At 42.6% G+C, this 22,049-nt stretch carries 16 protein-coding genes and 1 tRNA gene; 7 read left to right on the top strand and 10 right to left on the bottom strand.

What is annotated here, in order from left to right; all coding sequences use genetic code 11:
* Positions 1-62: 62 nt before the first annotated feature.
* From rbsC to rbsD, 3 genes are read right to left on the bottom strand one after another with little or no spacing between them, the layout of a single operon-like run.
* The gene (rbsC, locus tag FKN08_RS17520; RefSeq protein ID WP_006741011.1) at positions 63-1,046 is read right to left on the bottom strand and encodes a ribose ABC transporter permease; all 984 of its coding nucleotides are present in this window, start codon (positions 1,044-1,046) and stop codon (positions 63-65) included.
* On the bottom strand, positions 1,043-2,548 hold the full coding sequence (gene rbsA, locus FKN08_RS17515) for a ribose ABC transporter ATP-binding protein RbsA (protein ID WP_053807826.1): 1,506 nt from the start codon (positions 2,546-2,548) through the stop codon (positions 1,043-1,045). Before rbsA ends, rbsC begins: the two co-directional genes overlap by 4 nt.
* A gap of 23 nt (positions 2,549-2,571) precedes the next feature.
* Positions 2,572-2,991 (bottom strand): D-ribose pyranase, encoded by a 420-nt coding sequence (gene rbsD, locus FKN08_RS17510; RefSeq protein WP_005397153.1) that lies wholly within the window; start codon positions 2,989-2,991, stop codon positions 2,572-2,574.
* A 471-nt stretch (positions 2,992-3,462) separates the two neighbouring features.
* Here rbsD and FKN08_RS17505 point away from each other — a divergent pair, with 471 nt between their 5' ends.
* The 4 genes from FKN08_RS17505 (at position 3,463) to FKN08_RS17490 (ending at position 8,511) form a co-directional block, all read left to right on the top strand.
* Positions 3,463-5,829 carry an EAL domain-containing protein gene (locus FKN08_RS17505; protein WP_053807827.1) on the top strand — a complete coding sequence of 789 codons (2,367 nt, stop codon included), beginning with the start codon at positions 3,463-3,465 and terminating at the stop codon, positions 5,827-5,829.
* Between the two features lie 841 nt (positions 5,830-6,670).
* Complete coding sequence (locus FKN08_RS17500) at positions 6,671-7,312, top strand: murein L,D-transpeptidase catalytic domain family protein (protein WP_170892595.1); 642 nt, start codon at positions 6,671-6,673, stop codon at positions 7,310-7,312.
* Positions 7,313-7,642: 330 nt separating this feature from the next.
* On the top strand, positions 7,643-8,101 hold the full coding sequence (locus FKN08_RS17495; RefSeq protein ID WP_065645896.1) for a hypothetical protein: 459 nt from the start codon (positions 7,643-7,645) through the stop codon (positions 8,099-8,101).
* Between the two features lie 86 nt (positions 8,102-8,187).
* Positions 8,188-8,511, top strand: coding sequence for a hypothetical protein (locus FKN08_RS17490; RefSeq protein ID WP_046875977.1), 324 nt, complete (start codon positions 8,188-8,190; stop codon positions 8,509-8,511).
* A gap of 125 nt (positions 8,512-8,636) precedes the next feature.
* Here FKN08_RS17490 and FKN08_RS17485 read toward each other — a convergent pair whose 3' ends face one another.
* Positions 8,637-9,317 carry a DedA family protein gene (locus tag FKN08_RS17485; RefSeq protein ID WP_053807828.1) on the bottom strand — a complete coding sequence of 227 codons (681 nt, stop codon included), beginning with the start codon at positions 9,315-9,317 and terminating at the stop codon, positions 8,637-8,639.
* A 575-nt stretch (positions 9,318-9,892) separates the two neighbouring features.
* Positions 9,893-10,411, bottom strand: coding sequence for a DUF4136 domain-containing protein (locus tag FKN08_RS17480; protein WP_053807830.1), 519 nt, complete (start codon positions 10,409-10,411; stop codon positions 9,893-9,895).
* A 371-nt stretch (positions 10,412-10,782) separates the two neighbouring features.
* On the opposite strand from FKN08_RS17480, the gene FKN08_RS17475 reads away from it, so the two are divergent.
* Positions 10,783-10,857 (top strand) — tRNA-Gly (locus FKN08_RS17475).
* Positions 10,858-10,874: 17 nt separating this feature from the next.
* On the opposite strand, the gene FKN08_RS17470 is transcribed toward FKN08_RS17475, so the two are convergent.
* Both FKN08_RS17470 and FKN08_RS17465 read right to left on the bottom strand, forming a co-directional pair.
* Positions 10,875-11,732, bottom strand: coding sequence for a sterol desaturase family protein (locus tag FKN08_RS17470; RefSeq protein ID WP_085344412.1), 858 nt, complete (start codon positions 11,730-11,732; stop codon positions 10,875-10,877).
* Between the two features lie 7 nt (positions 11,733-11,739).
* The gene (locus FKN08_RS17465; RefSeq protein WP_170892594.1) at positions 11,740-12,750 is read right to left on the bottom strand and encodes a DUF2804 domain-containing protein; all 1,011 of its coding nucleotides are present in this window, start codon (positions 12,748-12,750) and stop codon (positions 11,740-11,742) included.
* A 302-nt stretch (positions 12,751-13,052) separates the two neighbouring features.
* On the opposite strand from FKN08_RS17465, the gene gdhA reads away from it, so the two are divergent.
* Positions 13,053-14,405: an NADP-specific glutamate dehydrogenase gene (gene gdhA / locus FKN08_RS17460; protein ID WP_039437518.1), complete on the top strand. Its 1,353-nt coding sequence runs from the start codon at positions 13,053-13,055 to the stop codon at positions 14,403-14,405.
* A gap of 75 nt (positions 14,406-14,480) precedes the next feature.
* Here gdhA and FKN08_RS17455 read toward each other — a convergent pair whose 3' ends face one another.
* The 3 genes from FKN08_RS17455 to FKN08_RS17445 all read right to left on the bottom strand — a co-directional run bounded on the left by FKN08_RS17455 (position 14,481) and on the right by FKN08_RS17445 (position 18,365).
* Positions 14,481-14,948 (bottom strand): OsmC family protein, encoded by a 468-nt coding sequence (locus tag FKN08_RS17455; protein WP_046875971.1) that lies wholly within the window; start codon positions 14,946-14,948, stop codon positions 14,481-14,483.
* Between the two features lie 98 nt (positions 14,949-15,046).
* Positions 15,047-17,404: an ATP-binding protein gene (locus tag FKN08_RS17450; protein WP_145534828.1), complete on the bottom strand. Its 2,358-nt coding sequence runs from the start codon at positions 17,402-17,404 to the stop codon at positions 15,047-15,049.
* Positions 17,397-18,365 (bottom strand): cytochrome c peroxidase, encoded by a 969-nt coding sequence (locus FKN08_RS17445; RefSeq protein ID WP_170892652.1) that lies wholly within the window; start codon positions 18,363-18,365, stop codon positions 17,397-17,399. Before FKN08_RS17445 ends, FKN08_RS17450 begins: the two co-directional genes overlap by 8 nt.
* 720 nt (positions 18,366-19,085) lie before the next feature.
* On the opposite strand from FKN08_RS17445, the gene FKN08_RS17440 reads away from it, so the two are divergent.
* On the top strand, positions 19,086-21,734 hold the full coding sequence (locus FKN08_RS17440; RefSeq protein ID WP_249373445.1) for an EAL domain-containing protein: 2,649 nt from the start codon (positions 19,086-19,088) through the stop codon (positions 21,732-21,734).
* Positions 21,735-22,049: the final 315 nt, after the last annotated feature.

The following is a 22,049-nucleotide window of genomic DNA, read 5'->3' as shown; positions in this document are numbered from 1 at the left end:
TGTAGGGTGAGCCAGCACACGCCCACTGGCTCGGTTTGTATTCAGGATTTAATGGTTATGGATTATTTGTTTTTGTTGTCTACCAGTACTGCGAGCAAGATAACCACTGCTTTGGCAATCATTTGGTAGTAAGAAGAAACATCAAGTAGGTTAAGAGCATTGTTCAAGAAACCGATGATCAGCGCACCAATCAAGGTACCCATGATACGGCCTTTACCGCCCATCAAGCTGGTACCGCCAAGTACAACTGCAGCAATCGCATCTAACTCATAACCCATACCTGCAGTTGGCTGAGCGGAAGATAGACGAGAAGTTACGATAATACCTGCAAGCGCTGCCAGCATACCGCAGATTGCGTATACACCAATCTTCACTCGGTCTACATTGATACCAGATAGACGAGTCGCTGATTCGTTGCCACCTAGTGCGTAAACATAGCGACCAAAGCGAGTGTGGTTAAGTAGGTACCAAGCCGCAGCGAATACAACCACCATTAACCAAACAGGTACTGGAATACCTAGCGCGTAGCCGGTACCAAACCATGCAAACGCATCAGCTGTGTCAGTAAAACCTGTCGAGATTGGACGACCTTCGGTGTACACCATAGTCACACCGCGTAGTAACGTCATGGTAACCAGCGTAGCGATAAAGGCCTGTACTTTGCCCTTAGCAATGATGATGCCGCTAATTGCACCTAACGCTGCACCTGCGACTAAAGCAGTCGGAACCGCCACCAGCACCGGGACTTCAAGCGCAATCATGCTTGCCGCAAAGGCACCACATAGCGCCAGTACGGAACCAACACTCAAGTCGATGCCTGCGGTTAAAATAACCAGTGTCATACCTACCGCGATAATGGCATTCACTGAGGTTTGACGAAGAATGTTGAGAATGTTGTCGACCGTAAAGAAGTTCGGGTTCAAAAATGACACAACAACAATCAAAAAAATCAGTGCTATCAGTGATTTTTGCTCAATCAACCACTCTTTTGTGAACAACTTCTTGTTGCTAGCTTCGGTTGGTTTGCTCATGGTATTAGTACTCATGCTGCTTCCTCATTGATCTTTTTGCCTACGGCACAGGCGAGTAATTTTTCTTGATCGGCGTCTTTCGCATCGAATTCGCCAGTAATACGACCTTCATGCATAACCAGAATGCGGTCACTCATACCGAGCACTTCTGGCATCTCGGAAGACACCAAGATGATGCTCATGCCTTCGGCTTTGAACTTGTTGATGAGTTGATAAATTTCTTTTTTCGCACCGACATCGACGCCACGTGTTGGCTCATCGAGAATCAGAACTTTAGGTTTGGTCATTAACCCTTTCGCGATCGCCACTTTTTGCTGGTTACCGCCGGATAAGTTACCAATGATTTGGTCGCGCGTAGGGGTTTTGATATTAAATAGCTTGATAAAATCTTCCACGGCAATCACTTCATCGCTATGTTGGATTTGGAAGCCTTTAGTCAACTGATTGAGTGAACAAAGTGACATATTCTCCTTAACCGAGAGACCTAACACCAAGCCATCGCCTTTGCGGTCTTCTGAGATATAAGCGATGCCATTTGCTAAGCCATCTTGTGGGCTAACCGGATTAATGGTTTTGTTATCGAGGTTGATAACACCATGCTCACTTGGCAACGCGCCGTAAATCACTTTCATCAGTTCGGTACGGCCTGCCCCCATCAAACCAGAAATACCCAAAATCTCACCGCGTTTCAGTGTGAAGCTCACATCGTGAACGCCAGATCCAGTCAGGCCAATCACTTCAAGGCAAGTTTCGCCATGTCGCACATCAATACGTGGGTATTGCTCTTCTAACTTACGACCAACCATCATTTCAATCAGGCCGTCTTCATCAGTGTCTGCTACTTTGCATTCACCGATAAATTTACCGTCACGAAGCACGGTAATGTCGTCACAGATTTCAAAGATTTCTTTAAGACGGTGTGAGATGTAAACGATGCCGCAGTCCTGCTCTCGAAGCTCGTTGATCACTTTAAATAGTGACTCCGTCTCGGTATCGGTCAGCGCGTCGGTTGGCTCATCCATAATGATGACTTTCGATTCAAACGAAAGCGCTTTCGCGATCTCCACCATTTGCTGTTCACCTAGGCTCAAATCACCAAGCAACGTTTTCGATGAGTGCTTTACGTTAAGGCGTTGAAGCAACTTGTCTGCTTCTTCATACATCTTGCCCCACTGAATACGCCCCATCGTGCCGGTAAATTCACGACCTAGATAGATGTTTTCAGCAATCGTCAGTTCAGGGATCAAGTTCAATTCTTGGTGAATGATGCTGATGCCCGCTTCCTGAGAGTCACGCGGCCCTTTAAACGCGGCAGGTTGGCCTTGATATTGGATGCTACCCGCATCCATGTGATAGATGCCAGTCAGCACCTTCATCAATGTTGACTTGCCTGCTCCATTTTCTCCCATGAGCGCCATGACACGGCCTGGGTAAACATTCAGGCTCGCTTTGTCCAGTGCTTTCACGCCCGGGAACGCTTTCTCAATGTCGCTCAGTTGTAGAATGGCTTGAGTCATAATCTGTCCTCAATATCTCTGGCTTAAAAAACCACACCCGCTTGAAAGATAACGTTCGCGTATGGCGAGCATTCGCCAGTTCGAACGACAGCGCGGCTTTGTGCCGTGCGTGCTTTAAATGCTTCATGTGACACGTAGCTGATCTCGATAGATTTACCCGTTTCTTCGCTCTCTTTGCTCAGTTCGTTAAGCAATGCTTGATGCAAAACAGGGCTTACATCAGAAAACTCTTCCGCAATGATGACCCCTTCGATTTGCGACTCAGATAGAATCACGCGAACAGTATCAAGAAAACTTGGTACGCCATGCGTTAGCGCCAAATCAATTCGCTGTACATGCTCAGGGATTGGCAGGCCAGCGTCACATATCGTGATCTCATCGGTGTGGCCTAGCGTCGCCACCAAGTAAGAAATATCTGAGTTAATTAGGGTACTTTTTTTCATCTCATCGACCTTTCGGTTACACGTTCATACAACCATGAGAGCCTGTTTAAAGTGTTTTCGTTATTAACAGAAAACTCATCGAAACGTTTCGATGAAATAATAATTCGTTGTGGTAATTTGACCAGAGTGAGATCGATAAGGTGTGAGAATGATCCGTAATTAGCGGGTCATCGAATAGTAAAAAGGTACATGAGTCACACTTTATCATCGAAACGTTTCGATGACTGACTTAATCTACACTTGAAGTGAGGTTTTTAAAGACAGTTGAAAAAGAGATATGTCCCATTACTGAGAAACACTCTAGTTAATGAGATGGAAACCTTACACATCATCACAGTTCTTGGATGGTTGTCTGATTTTGGAGAACGCTCACCTTACAATCTGGTTACAATTTGCAAAACACATCATCCGTTCAGTACCTTATATGGTATGCGACGTTTGTAGGGACACAAACGGAAACTAAAAGCCATAATGAAGTTAAGCAATCGAGTCATCTTGCTTGTCGCGCCAGTGATCTTATTAAGCGCGCTGGTATCAAGTTATATTATTTACAGCATTCAAAAAGTAACGCTCATCAAGCGAGAAGACAGCTATATCCAATTGCAAATGGAAAAGCTCGCAGGGCAGTTCCGACAAGCCAACATATTCCTCAATAGTTATGCATACACATTAAGCAAAAGTGATGTATTGCAAGACTACTTGGTGAATCATAGCAATCCGTATCGTGAGCGCGTGTTATTTAACCGACTCGATGAAACCGCAGATGTGTTAAGCCATGGCTATACAGGCGATGCAAGCATGGCGATTCTCGACGGGAAACAAAACCTTCTTTATTACACAGAAAATAAATACTACGAATCTTCAGGTGTAGTCGACCCTAAGGTATTGGATTACATCTCGCGAAGCTTTAGTACGAGAGAAGCGTTTAACCATACTGGCTTTATTTACAATTCCAGCGGGCAAAGTATTCTTCTGCAATACGAACTGATCGACAAACGAACAGGGACACAACCTCTAAGTTTTGATCCGCAAAATGTCTTTTTCGTGGTGGTATCGGTATCGCTCGAAGCCTTCAATGAGATCAAGCACGAAATCGAGTTCGACACGCATAGCGTGATAACTTTTGCCGACAAGCCTATTTATCTCGATATTCCTCTCGCTCAGACGATTGAACTATTGCCACACTTTTATGCGGTACTCTCCCCCGCTGAATATTTGATGTGGAATAAAGTCGATAAAGTGTGGCTAGAACTGGCCCTTTCCTTTGGTGTGGCGGCGTTTTGTACCATCACCTTAATTGTTTTGGTTTTGTATCGTTATGTATTACACCCCGTTTCTCGCCTCGATAAACAGCTACAAGAGCTGGAAACAAATCAACGCGGCAACATTGAAAAGCTAGAAACAAACGATGAAATAGGACGCTTATCCTCACGCTTTTTTGATATGTATGAAGAGCTCAACGTCATATATAAGAAGACAAAACGCCTGGCTGAAACGGATCACCTAACGCAACTCGCTAATCGCCATCGTTTCCATGAACTTGCAACTCGTGAACTCATCTCCCCTTCGCAGCATTTGTGGGTCATTTATGTCGATCTCGATAACTTCAAGTACGTTAATGACAAATACGGGCATGAACTGGGAGACAACTTATTAAAGGTGTTTTCATCACACATCAAAAATGTCTGTCAAAAATTCTCGCACGACTACGATAGTCCCTGTTTTGCAGCAAGATTGTCTGGTGACGAATTTGCTATTTTATTGAGTTCAAATCAGGATGCACAACGCCTACCCGACTTGCTGGCTTCAGAGTTGCTAAAACCGATTAGCAATCTCAGTCCATCTTGGAGCAATTCATTCCCCGTGACTGCGAGCGTAGGTATCGCTCAGTACCCTCAAGACGGTACAGACGTCGCGAAATTACTCTCCAGTGCCGATGCGGCAATGTATCAAGCCAAACGAGCCGGGAAAAACCAGTACGCTTATTACTCAGCAGCTCTCAATGTTGAGTCTCAAAGACGCAGTCAGCTTGAGCGAGCGCTCAGAAAAAGCAACGTGGAAGAAGAGTTCCATCTCGTTTTTCAACCCTATATGAATAATCGGGACAACGAGATTGAAGGATTAGAGGTATTATTGCGCTGGGAAGCGGAAGGCATTGGTCCCGTGCCTCCGAAAGAGTTTATCCCAATCGCGGAACAGGCGGGCTTATTTGATAAAATTGATCGCTGGGTTTTCGCCAATGCAACTGCAGAATATCACCAATTAAGAAATATTTTTGGCAAAGACATTGTCCTTTCGATCAACCTCTCTTCAGCAGAGCTTAACTCCATCGAAATGGCGAATTATATTCATGACCAAGCAAGCAAAAACGGTGTGAAACCAGAATGTATTGAGTTAGAGATAACAGAAACCTTTGCCGCAGAACAACAAGGTACAGCATTACTTGATGAGCTGTCGAAGCGTGGCTATCGTCTCGCCATTGATGACTTTGGCTCTGGCTATACATCGCTGACTCAACTTGTTCAATATCCAGTTCAAAAGATCAAGTTTGACCGAGAGTTCCTCGTTACATTGATGAAAACCAACAACGGTCATGTGATCAAACCCATCATCGATCTATGCCACGCTCAAAATAAAACGGTCACCGCAGAAGGTATTGAGCACAATGTGATGCATGAATGGTTATCGTCCTACCGCTGTGACTATATGCAAGGCTATTTATTTGGTAAGCCAATGAGTAAGAAACAACTGAATTTGTGGTGGCAATCCGCAAATGACGATAGCCGCTTCGATGGTTCCATAGTTGGTTCAATTACTGTTCAAGGGACATCTTATTAAAGATTAAGTACAAAAGCCATGTATGTGGCTGCTGTACTTATATAATATAGAAACAAGACTTTACCCCTAGTTTCAATAATATAAGCAACCACATAAGTTCGTACGTTAATTTTTGGCATTATTTTTCGATGAAAGCTCTCAGTTATTTAAATATTTAATCAAAACGATAGAATTAATTTCTGGTAAGTTTAGTTCAGACTTTTATGTATTTAATTGAAAACATGAGGAAATAAGTAAAAGCTGACAAAACTTACTTTTGTACTGCTGATCACCGGCTTAGATGATTCGTGTAGAAGCTCATTTGTCGGCTCCACTTAGACTTAGCTTTATCACTTGTGAACAGGAAATGCCCTTCTTCTCGGTATTTCTCTACCTTTCTTATCCATCTTGTTGTTTACCCACTCACTTAAAATGCACTAACACACATAACGAGTTGACGTTACGATTTGTTACGAGTCAAATCACAAATCTAAACGCAGGCTGAATAGACGCACAAAAGACAAACACATTGAAATAAAAAGAGTTTCTAATCTAGAAAAAATAAAACGTCGTTTTTATAAATTCGCCATCTCACAAATATCCTTAAACACAGTTTTATTAATTACGCATATCAGATATTATTTATGCCGAAGTTTATCGAAACAATCGATTAACTTCATAATTTATTTTAGTTTCAAACAGTTAGTTTTTAACTTGAAAACTTATCGTTAACCCAATATTAAGTACCTAAGCGTACAATAAGAAACATTGGGAATAGAATTATATTGATGTGCATGTTGTTTTAACGAATGCATGAAGCAATCGGTAAATTTGTAACACCATAGAGTTTTATTTAGCCAAGATGAAAAATTTAATTTTATTATTTATATGGACATTTCTGTCTGCCTCTCCTTTTGCCTTTGCAAAACAAGCAGATAACGAAGTCAAAAGTCACATACCACAGAATCAAATTGAACAAGTGTTCAAACAAGCAAAGTTAGATGGCGTAGTAGACTTTAAATTGTTTCGTGACGCTTACATCGCGTACAAAAAAACACCCGATAGAAAGAAATCAGTACTAACCATCATCGACTATAGTAAACCATCGACTGAAAAACGCTTTTATGTGGTTGATTTAGATAAAAAGAAGCTTATCTACAATACTTATGTTTCTCACGGTGTGAACAGTGGAAAGAAAACAGCGACGCAGTTTTCAAATGTGGTGAACTCGCGTAAAACATCGCTGGGTACGTTTTTGACTGACACCACCTACTACGGATCAAATGGTTATTCACTTCGATTAGATGGTCTAAGCTCAGGGTTGAACGATAAAGCTCGCGAGCGTTATATCGTTGTGCACGGTGCCGACTATGCTAACCCTTCTTTTATCAAGAAGAATGGTTACCTTGGGCGCAGTTGGGGTTGCCCTGCACTGCCAAAGAAGTTGTCTCGTGAGATCATTGACACCATAAAAGGCGGCAGTGTTATTTATGCAAGCGCATAACACGGTGCAAATTATGTGGGGAAGAATGCTCTATTTCTTCCCTAACAAATAATCGGATTGGCTCAAGCTTCCTTGTCTCATGACTCTCTTTACCTGTTTCTCCAGTTTTCGCTTGCCTCAACGCTAAAATTATTTAGGTATTAGCTTATACCCAAATAACATCAGAAAACTCTGTTCATCCCTCTTCCATCTCGTTAGTATACGCTGAGTTGGTCAGACACCGATTTTCATTGTTATCATAGTGTCACTAAGATTCCGTAGTCATAGTGATAGTCTATGACGTTATATGTTTAGGGTTACTTCTTGCGTTATCTACACCGTATATTATTGATGCTTTCATTGTCCCTATTTTCAGGGTTCATCGTTGCCTCATATGCGCATACGTATCACCACACTAAACATTACACCTCTGAACGCTTGCTTAAACTTGCGCAACAAGACGATTTTGAACTAGCACATAGCGAATTCCATACTTTTGCCTATCCAAGTTCTTGGGGCTCAGAAGGTTATTATCTGCATATAAAGCGCGAGTTGTTAGCGCTGGTTTCCTGCCGCCGAACATCCGCCACTGATGGTGTTTTATCATCAGATTTTACTCCTGATTATTTTTTACTTGTTGCTTTCTCTTCCCCACCACTATTGGAATTGGCAAAACAAGCATCTCGCTTACCTCTTGATGGTTATGGCGGGCTGATGAGTAAACGCTCTCTCTATCGACTCTCAGGAAGAAAAGAAGCCAATTTAATGTACGTCTTTACTCATGGTCGCAACGCCTTCCCTGTTGTTTAAATTTTTATGACATACAGAGAACACGGAAATGTAACGATGAGAACCAATACGCTCATTGTTACTAGAACCAATTTGAGGTCCATATAATGACAAAATTCGCTACGACTATCGCACTAGCATTACTATTTGCAACGGGCTCAGCCTTCGCTAACACAGAAGCAAAGCCAGAAGAAATGAGCAATGAGACTCTGCTAGAGTGTGCCAATGTTTCTAATGCACGTATTGCGGTTCCTGAACACAGAGCGATGTTCAGACACTACCTAATGTCTGAAAGAAACTATAGTTTCAGCCAGTTATCTTCTGCTGAGCTTGAATTTAAAGCAGCAGATAAGAATGAATCCGAAGTAGAAACTATCTACAAGTCTCAGTGTAAAGAGGTTGGCGAGTACCTATATAGCATTGGCTATTAAACTCGAAACCCTAACGACACTCAAAAAGAAAGGCGCATACATTGCGCCTTTCTTTTTACTGATAAAAACCAGCCGATTAGATGTCTAATCTGTATACAAGCTTAAAAGTGCAAATCAAAGTAAACTTACTGAGAAAACTCTGACACATCCTTGGATTTACAGAACGCTCGACGTGCTTTAACAAACAAGAAACTAAGCACCCCAATCACAAGAGTAATTATTGGGGCCGCCATTAATAGCATTGTGATCGTTTTGCTTATATTCTCTGGTAACAAGGGAAGCAATAAACCAAAACCGCATAATATCAGCGTCCATAAAATCGCACTCAGCCACGCAAAGTAATGGAATTTACTAATACCTTTCACTCGCAACCCCATCATTAATGGCAATAGGGAACGAACAACCGGAATAAACCGCGCACAAAAAAGCGCGATCAATCCATGTTTACTGAGTAATACGTCGACCTGTTCCAAACGCTTTTGAGGAACCGCGCTCACCCAGCCTTGGACCTTAGGTAAGCGATTTAGCCACTTGCCTTGTAAGTAAGCCGCCCAACTTCCCAATCCCGCACTAACAGCTATCACCAACATGATCATTATTGGATCAAGGACACCAACCGCCGCCAGCGTACCGGATAATACGACGACACTGTCGCATGGGAATGGCGCAGCAGGAATAAAACCACTTTCCAAAAAGATAAGCGCAGCAACAACAAAATAAACCAATCCTGCACCGCCTGGCGCCATTAACGCCGTGAAATCTTGATGCCAAAAGGCACTCAAGACCTGAATTATCGAATCAAACATAAACCGCTCCTAAGCATAACTAACCAAAAATTGTAAAAACATGGAATGTGTTAGCGAGCATGTATAAAGCGGTATATGAGATTCGATTCTTTCCTCGCACCGATTCTGTATTTAGAATGAGTAAAAATACTTTCAACACAACGACCTAAAGCCTCATTGCCGATGCGTTTTAGCAGCCCCATCGAGTGAATTGCCGAACGATGTGCCCACCAAACTACAGCAAGCGTTTCAAACCATTCGAGTTCTACATCGTCGTTCGAGCTCGTTTCCTTAGAATGGCTAACCCTCAATATATTCCGGCTGTTTAAACTCGGATAGTCTTGCTGTATTGGAGAGGCAGGGTGTTCTGAAAAGTGCTTCGACTTAGCGTCAACAGCAATATTCTGGTTATGAAATGAAAGAAAATTTGGGTATGAGTGCGCCATACTCATGCTCGGAGCCAACAAGCAGAAAAGTAGTCCGAGTAAAGCAATCAGAGTCGTACGCACAAAGGTAACCAAAACCAAAATAATAAGTTCTTTTAACCCTGTGCGTAACGATTGGCAATTAGTATTCTTAATCGTTAAGAATACTAATTATTTTTCACCGTAAGGGTAGTTTTCAAACATTTTCGCAATTTCTTCTTCAATCAGAGACTCTCTTTTCTCAGAGCTCATAGACTCAGATAGTTTCCTGCTTGAAACACCTTTCCACACAACCTGATTAGCCTTTGCATCAACAAGCTCTACCACCAGTTTGCCATACTTACGTTCTTTGTATCTTTCCGGGCTTGAAGTGATCACGCCAAAGCTATTCCAACCATAACCGAAACTCACCGAAGACCCAGAAGAGACAAGCTCGGACTCTTCGACGATATCATGATGAACGTAAAGGTCCCCACCACTATTCACTTTAATTAAGCCCTTGTCTTCAAGCTGTTCAGCCAATCCTTGTTCAATACGTCGACCATCAATACTCGTAGGGGCTTCTGCTTGGGCACCGAAATCAAACGTTCTGTAAGCTGAAAAATCGGCTTGCTTATCAACATCCGTCGTTACGGTTGTACAAGCAGACACGAGCATCATCACCGTCCCTAATATCAAACCTTTCCACATGTTAAATCTCCTTTGGTTAAGCTGACTGTTTCAGCGGAATTACGCTAGTGCTATACATACGCTTCAGCAGTAAAAAGTAATCATTTCAATATCTAGTCTTGACCATGAAACGTGACTGTTCAATAAACGCAATTAACCTTTACACTGACAATCTTGAATATCATCAATACCTAAACGCTAGTAGACAGTGTGTTTGCCCCTAATTAGCAGCCATCGATTTTAGAAGCGGAATCTCTGACCCTCCTGAAAAACAGAGACAATGAACACTTTAACACCAAGACGCTACTTTTTTAGGCACCTGACAAACAATTGATGAGAAAAGACTTTTCTTTTTCGTTCAGTGTGGCATATTAACTGCGTCCTATCGATGCGCGGGCATCGTATAATGGCTATTACCTCAGCCTTCCAAGCTGATGATGCGGGTTCGATTCCCGCTGCCCGCTCCAATCTCTTTTATCTCAATCTACTCAAAAGAATCCGATGGCGGAGCAAATAGACAGCGCCAACGTTGTTTCCACGTTAAATTTGGTCGTGTTACGTCATAAAACATATCTTTCCATTCTGCAAACGTCACACGAATGGGATTAAAGCTGTTTACAGGTTTAGAAATTCCATACCTAACGGTTTCCACTTCTGGTTCAAACGTTCCAAACATCCGATCCCAGATAATCAACACTCCCGCGTAATTTTTGTCGATGTACTGACGGTTTATACCATGATGAACACGATGATGAGATGGCGTATTAAATACCCACTCTAGCGGTCCAAGCGAGCGAATTGATTGAGTATGAACAAAAAACTGTAAGCCCAGATTAAACAGCACAACGAAGACGACCCACTTGGGATCAAAGCCAATAATCACCAAAGGCAACCAGAAAATCCACATTCCCGCTAACGGATACATCAAGCTTTGACGAAACGCGGTGCTGAAATTCATTCTCTCCGAGCTGTGATGGACCACGTGCGCAGCCCACATCCAACGAATACGGTGGCTAGCTCGATGAAACCAGTAATAGAAAAAGTCTTGCAGAACGACAAGTAGCAAAAACGCTGAAACGCTCATTTCGATATCAAACAATCGCCAATCAAACCACCACAAATATAACTGAGCAATCAGTAAACCCGTGAGTATGTCTGTCGCTTGGTGTAAGCCCGCAAGCACAAAATTACATACAACTTCCGGAATATAATACATCGCGCTTTCAGGCAAACGTCCCCTTCGTTGTCCAAACCAGTACTCTGCAACCATACATAAAAAGAAAACAGGCGCCAAAATCATCAGAAGTAATTCAGGGCGTTCCATCAACTGTGTCCAATCCATTGTGTTTCTACCATTTTGCATAGTGATCTTCAGTAAGACCTATGACTTCTTCTAACTGATGTTTGATACCATTCCCATCAACGATGTAGCCAGAGAAATAGCCGATATATTGACGAAAATTGCTTTTGAGAAACCAAAAGTTCTTCTTTTCTGAACGTCGATTTAAAGGCGTGAATACTAGGTCAATCCGTTTATCTTCCGACGTGATATGCCATCTTTGTCCTTCATCATTTCGTGAAAATTGAAACTGAACAGGCTGTAGAAAATGCCGTTCACCATTAATCCAGAATACATTTTCACAGCAGCCCGTTTCATTGACGCCTGCAGCTAAGTTCAGCCCCAATCGTCTGCCGCTTTCAAAGCAATTAATACTCGCCCAGCGCCAGCTTGTCTCCCGTCGCATGTACCCAGCGGAAAAGTCGTAACCAGCAGCCACTTCTGAGAGATCTTGTTCCTTTCCTAATATGAATAAATTGCCATCTACCGTTAACGCATTATGCTTCTGCGTATAAGTCCAACCCGCATAACCGGTTGGCGTACATAACATTAATGGCAAACTCATACTTTCTGGACGTAAGTAGAGATCAGCATTGACAGATTGCGTCACAAAGTGGACGTGCCAAATACCATTCTGAATAGAAAACTGAATACTTTTGTCAGCAAGATGGGCATGACTAGACCAACTGGAAGGCTGAGTTTGATAATCAATATTAAAAGGCTTTAACCACTGCTGCTCCACTAACTCATTATTTTGAATGTCAAACAGATAGCAAAAACCAGATGCTAAATACCCAATATCCGCAATCGCAACCCCAATCACGTAGCTAGGTGTGACCAAATTAACGAACTGAAACTGCTTATAGTCACAGTAACGGCGCCACTTAGACGCTGGCTTATCCATCTCATCAAGGTAGATAAACTTATCTAACTGTAAAGATGTGGGAATCCCATCAAGATGGCCAAACACTGGTAGACCGTCTTGCTGCATAAACGAGTCCAGAGTCTTAAGCTCATGCATATTTTTATCTTTTTCGAGTCAACACGCTCAGATGTTAACACTACGTTAACAAAAATAATTTGCGTGACAGCACAACAATATCGACTAATTTGGCTTCGGCTCGCTATATGTGAAACCGATCACTCAACTATCCACTCATGTCACTCACTTAATCTTCCTCATCAATACGACCAGAAGTTGGAAATTGAGCGTTCTCATCCGCAGGAAAGACCATTATAGCCATTGAGAATTGGTCAAAATCACTATTTAATGGGAATAAATTCATATAAACTGATTGCTTATTCATATCAAGGAAGAGATCTATGTCACACATACACGATACTATTGTTGCGTTGCAACACAGTAGCCCGGCTCAAAAAGAGTTTTACCAAGCCGTAGAAGAAGTATTAACTTCTCTCGCTCCAGTCATAGAAAGCAATAATAAATATAAAGAACAAGCGATTATCCAAAGAATCGTAGAACCAGAACGTCAAATCATGTTTCGAGTTCCTTGGGTCGATGACGCAGGGAATGTGCAAGTAAACAAAGGCTACCGCGTCGAGTTTAACTCCGCCTTAGGTCCATACAAAGGCGGACTGAGGTTCCACCATTCAGTGAACGCGAGCATCATAAAGTTCCTCGGCTTTGAACAGATTTTTAAAAACGCGCTTACTGGCCTTCCAATTGGTGGCGGAAAAGGCGGTTCAAATTTCGATCCGAAAGGAAAATCTGACGGTGAAATCATGCGATTTTGCCAATCATTTATGAACGAGTTATACCGCCACATTGGCCCTGTTACCGATGTTCCTGCTGGCGATATCGGCGTCGGTGCGCGTGAAATTGGTTATATGTTTGGTCAATATAAGCGATTGACGGGCCGCTACGAAGGGGTACTTACAGGCAAGAGCCTTCTTTGGGGGGGCTCACTTGTTAGGAAAGAAGCAACGGGATACGGAACCGTATATTTTGCGGAATGCATGCTCAATGACCGTAATGATTCACTAAAAGGCAAAACTTGCCTCGTTTCTGGCGCAGGTAACGTCGCTATCTATGCAATTGAAAAGCTATACCACATGGGAGCAACCCCAGTAACATGCAGCGATTCTCGAGGCACGATTTATCATGAACACGGTATTGATCTGCAGCTCCTCAAGCAACTTAAAGAAGTGAAAAGAGCAAGTTTAGAAGAGTATTTAGACACTTACCCTGAAGCAGAGTATACGCCGTTGGGTGACTATCCTAATGAAGGGCATGCTGTATGGCGATATCAAGCTGACGCCGCATTCCCTTGCGCGACCCAAAATGAACTAACGTCAAACGATGCTCTTGCTCTTATCGATAATGGGTGTGTTTTGATTAGTGAAGGCGCAAACATGCCAACCACTCGTGATGCGGCCAATATCATCGTGGATTCCGAAATGGCTTATGGGCCAGCGAAAGCAGCCAATGCAGGCGGCGTTGCAACCAGTCAGCTTGAAATGGCACAAAATGCCAGCATGCAAAACTGGACCTTTGAGCAAGTCGATAGCCAGTTACAGACCATCATGAAAAACATCTTTATTAATGCAAACGAAACCAGTCGAGAGTTTGGTCAACCTGGTAATTTAGTTTTAGGCGCAAACATTGCCGGCTTTAGAAGAGTCGCTGATGCGATGATCGAGCAAGGCATCGTTTAGTTCACAATAGCCAGCAGCCGGACTGCTGGCTTAACACTATTCGGCGATACACTGCGCTTTGACACAGAGTTTCATTTAATCCGCAATAAGCGTCGTCACTTCAGTTTTAACCGAATTGGCGATAAAACAATTCTCATGAGCCATGTGGTGCATTTTTTCTAATTGAGATCGTGTCGGTTTATCATCACCAGCAAATGTTATTTTAGGGTTTAGTGTTACCTTAGACACCCATTCTTTTCCATTTTCACCTTTTGTCAGCTCTCCTACTGCTTCATCTAGGTAGCGATCCACAACGTAACGTCGTTTCGCCGCAATAGAGAGAAAAACAAGCATGTGACAACTGGAAAGTGCCGCAACAAATGCTTCCTCCGGGTCAACGTTTTCTTCGACAGATAGCGGCAACGGCACTACGTGTGGAGATGGTGACGCAGGGACTTGCAACCCTCCATCAAACTTCCAAATGTGCGCCCGACTATACTGGTTATCACTGAACACTTCGTCAGCTTCGCGATGCCATTCGATTAAAGCGGAATGCTTACTCATTCTAACTCCCTGATTTTCTCATTGACGAATCAACACATCCATTCACGTCATAGTAAACCACAACGAAACAAGGTAAGAAACGTATGAACTCAGAGAGGTTACAAAATTTGTTGAGGATCGACGTTTTTTTTCTGTATGTCATCCAGAAGTCGATTAGCCTGATGGATGTTAACTTGTAATCGGTTGATTAGCATCTGTAACCGCTCAATCTCAGGAGTTTGCTTCGCTTTGAGCTTGTTTTCTAGCGCCTCCGTTTGCCCAGCTAAAATCGGCAAACCAAGGTTCAATGCCATACCTTTTGTTTTGTGCAACGTGTCTTCTAGAGACGCGAAATCTTCAGCCATAAAATAATCAATAAGTTCATCAACCGATGATTCAAAATCGACAATAATACTTTTTAGTAGCTCATCTATCGCTTCCGGCGCTTCTTGCAAAGAAATGAGCATCTCTGAACTGGATAATTCTTCTTCTGTCAGCCGTAACTTCTCTATTGGCTTGCGCTGCAGCTGGAGAACGTTGTTGTCATTCGTTAATGGTAAATTCTCTTTTGGTTCGAGCCTCGCAGCAAACTGTTTAAGAGCGTCCGAAAAGCTCTCTTGCTGTAGCGGTTTTGTAAGCACATGATCCGCTCCGGCTTCAATAAAGCTATCATGCGCCTCACGAAAGACATCTGCCGTATACGCAAAGAGTAATGTTTTGATACCTAACTCTTGTCGAATCACACGCGTCGCTTCAACACCATTCATCTCAGGCATGTGATTGTCCATTAGAATCAGGTCATATTCGTTATCTCTCGCCTTTTTAACCGCCACCAATCCGTTTTCAGCAACATCCACTTCATGTCCCAACTTTTCGCAAAACCCTTTCGCCACAATGGCGTTCACTCGGTTATCTTCAGCAAGCAATATCTGCAAATTGTGTGTTTTCTTGCGCGTTTTTGGTGGCTCTTGTACCTTTGGAAGTTCGCATTCAACCCAAGGAATGGGCAGTTCGACGATGAATTGACTTCCGACGCCCTCCACACTTTTCAATGTAATCTTGCCATCCATCAAGCCAGTTAATTTTTTAACTATTGCTAAACCAAGCCCTGTGCCTCCAAATTTTCGGGTAGTTGAAGAATCGGCTTGCTCAAACGAGTTGAAAACATGTTCTTGCTTGTCTAGCGCGATACCAATACCAGTATCACTCACAATCATCACCAAGCAATGATTTACCTTATCAAGTTCTGTTCTGATTAACACATGCCCCTCACTGGTAAACTTCACCGCGTTGCCAGCAAGATTAAACAAGATCTGTCGTAAACGTGCGCAGTCTCCGGTAAATTCAATGTATTCAGGCACTTCATTTTCCACGATCAATTCGATATTTTTTTCATCGATGAGCGGTTTTATTGCGCTACACACAGGAGAAATGACTTGGTCTAAATTGAACTTAGCCTGCTCAAATTCCAGTTTGTTTTCTTCAACTTTAGAGAAATCCAAAATATCGTTAAGAATCGTCATCAAGTGTTGGCCAGAATCAAGAATGACTTTCACGTACTCTTTAGTCGTCGGCTCTTTGGTTTCCTCTGCAATCATTTGAGAAAGGCCTAATACACCATTCATCGGCGTTCTTAATTCGTGACTCATTGCGGCGAGAAAACTTGATTTGGCTTTTGCTGCTCGCTCGGCTTTATTTCGAGCCTCCTCGATTTCGAGGTTCAATTGTTTCAAGTTGTACATTCGATATTGCGACTGATACAAAAATGCACTGACTAACAACATCACGGCAATAAAAACAAACAACCAAGTGAAACGCGCTTCACTTTGGGCAATATTGAGTAGCCGATGCTCCGCATCCTCGATAAAAACAAAGTATCCATGATCAAGCAGTTCATTCGTGAGTAGTTCTATCCTTTTATCGCTCGCTTGAAGCCGATCTAAGAAATTGGCTTCACTTTCACTCTCAACTACGTTTTGTGTCAAAAGCAGTTGGTTGAGAAACTCAAAATAGTGATGCCCACTCAACGTCTTTCGGGTATCGGTAGAAATATCTTGCTGATATAAGTTGAATAGCATTAATAACGCGTATTGATTCTCCACCTGAACGCCAATCAACATATCGAGCTTCAGCGTTGTATCAAGCACACGGTTTTTGAATAGATTGAGCGTATCCTCAACTTTTTTATGATTGGGCGTAACAGGGAACCAAACTGACTCCCTTGATGAATTTAGCAAGTTCTCAGCTGCGACTTCTATATCCACTAAAGATGTCGTCAGTTCATAATTCTTCCTATCTTCAACCGCATATCGATTCACGATAACATCGCGCTCTTCAATCAACTTGTGCCCAATATCCGTCAACTCCGCGTGGAATTCTTGTGCACTTTTTGAATTCACATGTGACATGTACGCCAATACACAACACGTCAGCATGGCAATAAAAAAGCAGATATTAACGAGTTTGAATTTACTCATTTTCCAACACCTCTAAAATCACGGGTCTGGGTGCTGTCAAAGACTGTAAGAACGCTTCAATATCAGCGACACTTTCATCGCTCATCGTAATTCCGAGCTGCGTTTTCGCCATAATCTGTATCGCCTCAGATAACTGGTCAACTCGTCCGTTATGAAAATAAGGGCTTGTTAGGGCGACATTACGTAAACTGGCGACTCTAAAATAGAATTGTTCTTCACTTTCCGTCGTAATCAGGTGCCGTCCCGAATCCTCTACTACTGGCTTATCTTTGAAATAGGCGAACCTTTGTATCATCGCTCCGCCAATATTTTTGCCCTGATGACACTGTACGCAACCTGAAGACTGAAATGTTTTCCACCCCCTAATTTGCTGCTCACTGAGGACATGGGTGTAACCCAGTAAGTAGGCATCGAATGGTGCACCTGGAGTTTGGAGCCCTTCGACAAACTCCACAATGGCGGACTTAATATTGTTAATATTAATCGGTAGCTCACCATCACGACTAAATAGCGCTTGATAACGTTCGCTTCCTTTCACGTACTGCTCTATTGTTTGCCAGTTTGAGTCCATTTCTATTGGATTGTGGATTGGCCCATCAATCTGAGCCATCAAGGTGTTTTCGGTACCATCCCATAAAAAACGATAATTTAACGCTGCATTAAACACTGTGATGGAATTTCGAGTTCCATCACCTTTCACTCCTGTAGAAACTGGTGTATTTTCAGCGCCATTGGTTTGCAAGTTGTGGCACGTCGCACAACTGACGCTACCGTTTGAAGATAGCTGAGGATCACGAAAGAGATGCCAGCCAATTCTCGCCAGCTTAATATCTACGACAGAGTCACCTTCTATCGGCTGAACTAACGAAATATCACCTAGCACCTTAGCATTTCTTGCGATTGTTGCTTGGCTCAAAATGAGTGTCACAACAACTAATGTGATTATGCTGAATTGCCTCATCAACTGCATACCTTACACTTGCCATTAGTATGAAGTTAGTTGCATTTTTAGGTTTTTTCCATTAATGGAAAACGGTTACCTGAGCTGCACGTGGAGGGACTTTTATTTAAAGCTCAGATAAGGAGCAAATGACGAAGGCGAGTAACGAAGAATTGACTCGCTTCGTGGAGTTATGTGTGCATATTGAATTCTAGATTTAGCTTATAGAAGCCAGCAACCTTTGAACCCAAGTAATCTCACCATAGGAGATGAGATCGAAGATAGTAAAGAAAATGGCACAGATAATGGCCAGTTTGACCAAGCGTTGAACAATAAACATCATAATTACCCATCATTTTTTCGCAGTTTACTATTACAAAAGAAGTTTAGATACAGAAGAAAAGCACTAGTTACACTAATAGACTGTTTTATAAAAAGATTTATACCTTTACTAGCTGCACGATTAAACCGTAATTTGAATGCGCGGTACGTTATTGAGCATTTTAATTGCAAACACGAAAATCTAGTAATTAGAGCAAACGTTTCACTTACCATATCAGCTCAGCAAATCCTTCATTTTATCTCTATAATTTGAATCTATATCAACAATTTCTGTTAGAACATGTCGTACACTTTCAGTGAATTAACATCTATAACTATTTTTTAATGAAAACACTTCGCTTGTTTAACTTGAATCTTCGCTATAAAACCGCCTTATACTTTTCATTAGGACTGCTGGGCATGGTCATCAGCTTCCTTTTTATTAGCCGTTATTTTTTCCTGTATAGCTTAGATGAGCTCGAAGACATGGAAATTAACCATGCGAATCAGCAAGCACTCGCTGTCATCGACATGATGGTGAGCCAGCAAGAAAGCGCCTCATACGATTGGGCGTACTGGGACGAAACATACGATCTGTTTGTTGATCGTGATATTGCGAAATATACCGAGCGAAACCTTTACACAGAGAGCATTGATGCGTTAAACCTCGATATGATGGCGTTTATCACGACTAATGGGCAAACCCTGCTCTCCTTAACTCGTGAGGATAACCCCGACACTTCTTCAGAACTCACCGCTAAAATGGCGAATCAACCTACTCTTCAAGATTACATCAAGTCCATGAATCACAAGCTTGATATCCATAGAGAGAGCATCTCAGGGTTGTTTAAAATCAACGATACTATTTGGGGTCTTAGCCTCAGCCCAGTTAGAAATAGTGAAGGCGACCGCCCTTCTAACGGATGGATGCTTTGGGGAAGAAACCTATCTTTGCGCTTTCCTGGAGACTTTAAATCCATTTTAACTGCGGAAAACTCATTAGAGACGCAGATGGTAAGTGGATCAGACAGTAGTGAGATGCGGGATATAGAGAAGACCTCGCGGTCAATAACAAAATGGGCCTCACTCTCTGATTTATCTGGTGAACCAATCGCATGGCTAAAAACGAAAACACAGCGAGAGCATTATGCGAAAGGTAATACGCTATTCATGTACCTGTTTGCAACGGTTGGCGTTGTGGCATCAATCATCGCTGCGGGTACCTACATCACGTTTAAAAATAAGGTCGCCACTCGCTTTAATCATTTTGCTGAAGGAATAAGCGAAATCGCCTCTCAATACCAGCTTGAAGGCTTGCATTCTGTAAAAGTAGACGAATTAGAGTTAGCGACAAAACTGGTACAAAAGCTCTCTGAAAATACATCGTTAACCCAACTGCAATTGAAAGACTCGATGGAAAAGTTTGGTGCTCTGTACCATAGCTCCTCACTAGGCATGCTAATTGTTATCGATCGTAAAATAGTCGATGTCAACCAACGAGCGTTAGATCTGTTGAGCTACAGCAAATCGCAATTGATAGATCGTCCTCTAGACACCTTGTGCCCATCGGAGGACGATGAATGTCGAGTTGACGCAATGTTCAGAGAGCTGAAAAACGGTAAAACACAATTCGAAGCGCAGGTGCTCGATAGCGATGCCGAAGAAATCGACTGTTTGATAGAAGCCACGCTCATTCAACATCATGGTCAAAGTGCGCTGATGTTGTTGCTTCAGGATATGAGAGAGACAAAACAGCAAGCAGAAATGATCCAAAAACTCACCGACTTTGATCCGGTATCCGGTTTCTGTAATCGTCCTGTCATTCTCAATGCACTGCACGAGCTCGTAGAGACACGGCCAAACCATTTTTCGTTTGTGTACATTAACAGTAAAACTCTCAAGCAAATTGCAGGGGTATACGGTCACCTCATTTTTGATGAAGTGATTCAATACATCGCATCCGCAATACGCGAGCAATTAGGGGCATTCCAAATAGGCCGAATTAGTGAGCATGAATTTATCGTTTTGATTCCAGATATCGAACACCACCAAAAAGCGATAGATGCTACCAATCGATTACTGAATCATTTGTCACATAAGGTCCAGCTCTCCGGGATCATGATGTCATTAGACAGTAAAGCGGTGATGATGGACCTAAACATTACTCACCAGTCTGTCGAGCATTTACTGCTTGCAGCACGTTTCTCATCGCAATCCGCTAAGGGTCGTCACTCTCACGAAGTATTAGTCATTGATGAAGAACTATCAGAGCAGGCGGAAACGTCTATGGTGATCAATCGCGATTTAGAAAATGCCATTAGACAAGATGCGATTAAACCTTTTTTCCAGCCTATCGTGGATGCTAAAACCACTGAAGTTATTAGCTTCGAAGCACTTGCTCGTTGGCAACATCCAACATTAGGGATTATTTCACCAGAAGTATTTATTCCGATGGCAGAACAAGGAAAACTTATCGTCGAATTGGGAGAGTCCATTCTCAAACAATCGTGCGAATTTATCAGTCGGCTCAATGGAGTTCGTCATGCGCAAGGTCTGTCGATGTTAAGCGTGCATGTGAACTTAAGCGCGCAGCACTTTTATCATTCAGGACTGATGCCCTACCTAAAAAAAGTGATGGCTCAATACAACCTCTCTGCGGGCCAGCTTGTGCTTGAAATTACCGAAAGTATGTTGATGGGCGGAGAAATAGAATCAATCCAAAGCATTCAAGACATCAAGCGACTTGGTGTTGGACTCGCTTTGGATGATTTTGGTACTGGATACGCATCATTCAGTAGCGTATGTAATTTCCCATTGGATATTGTGAAGCTGGATAAATCTTATATCGACGAGATTGAAACCAATGACAGAGCGAAAACACTGGTAAGAAACATTGCCAACATGTCTCAAGAGTTAGGCTTAACTATTGTCGCCGAAGGTGTTGAAACCGCGAGCCAAGTACGCAAGCTTAAAGTTTGGAATATTGATGAGTTGCAAGGGTTTTACTTCCACAAACCGATGCCTGCCGAGCAAGCACTCGTTCAATTTTCTCGCCACGTAAACAGTTAGTCTCTCTCCTCTAAGACACATTAGGAAGGCAAAGTGATTACCGTCACTTTGCCTTTTTGTTGAACCTTTTCACACCAGACGCCCCACGATTAGTGACTACCGATATTCATATTAAGGCCCGTAGCCTCAGATGTGCCATGATAAATGCTGATATGACTAATTCGAGTGATCAATTGTAAGCGTCTACGAACCGACTCATTGACTTTCTAATATCTACGCAGATACCGCCAACTAAGGCGGTATCTGTCATTCTGAGCGGTATTCTGTAGGGGCGGACTATTCCGTCTTTGGCATTTTCCAAGGTAGAAGATGACC

The sequence above is a fragment of the Vibrio sp. 1-2 (7-a) genome, assembly GCF_013048515.1.
Lineage (GTDB): Bacteria > Pseudomonadota > Gammaproteobacteria > Enterobacterales > Vibrionaceae > Vibrio > Vibrio diabolicus.
This window is presented reverse-complemented; position numbering and strand designations above follow the sequence as displayed.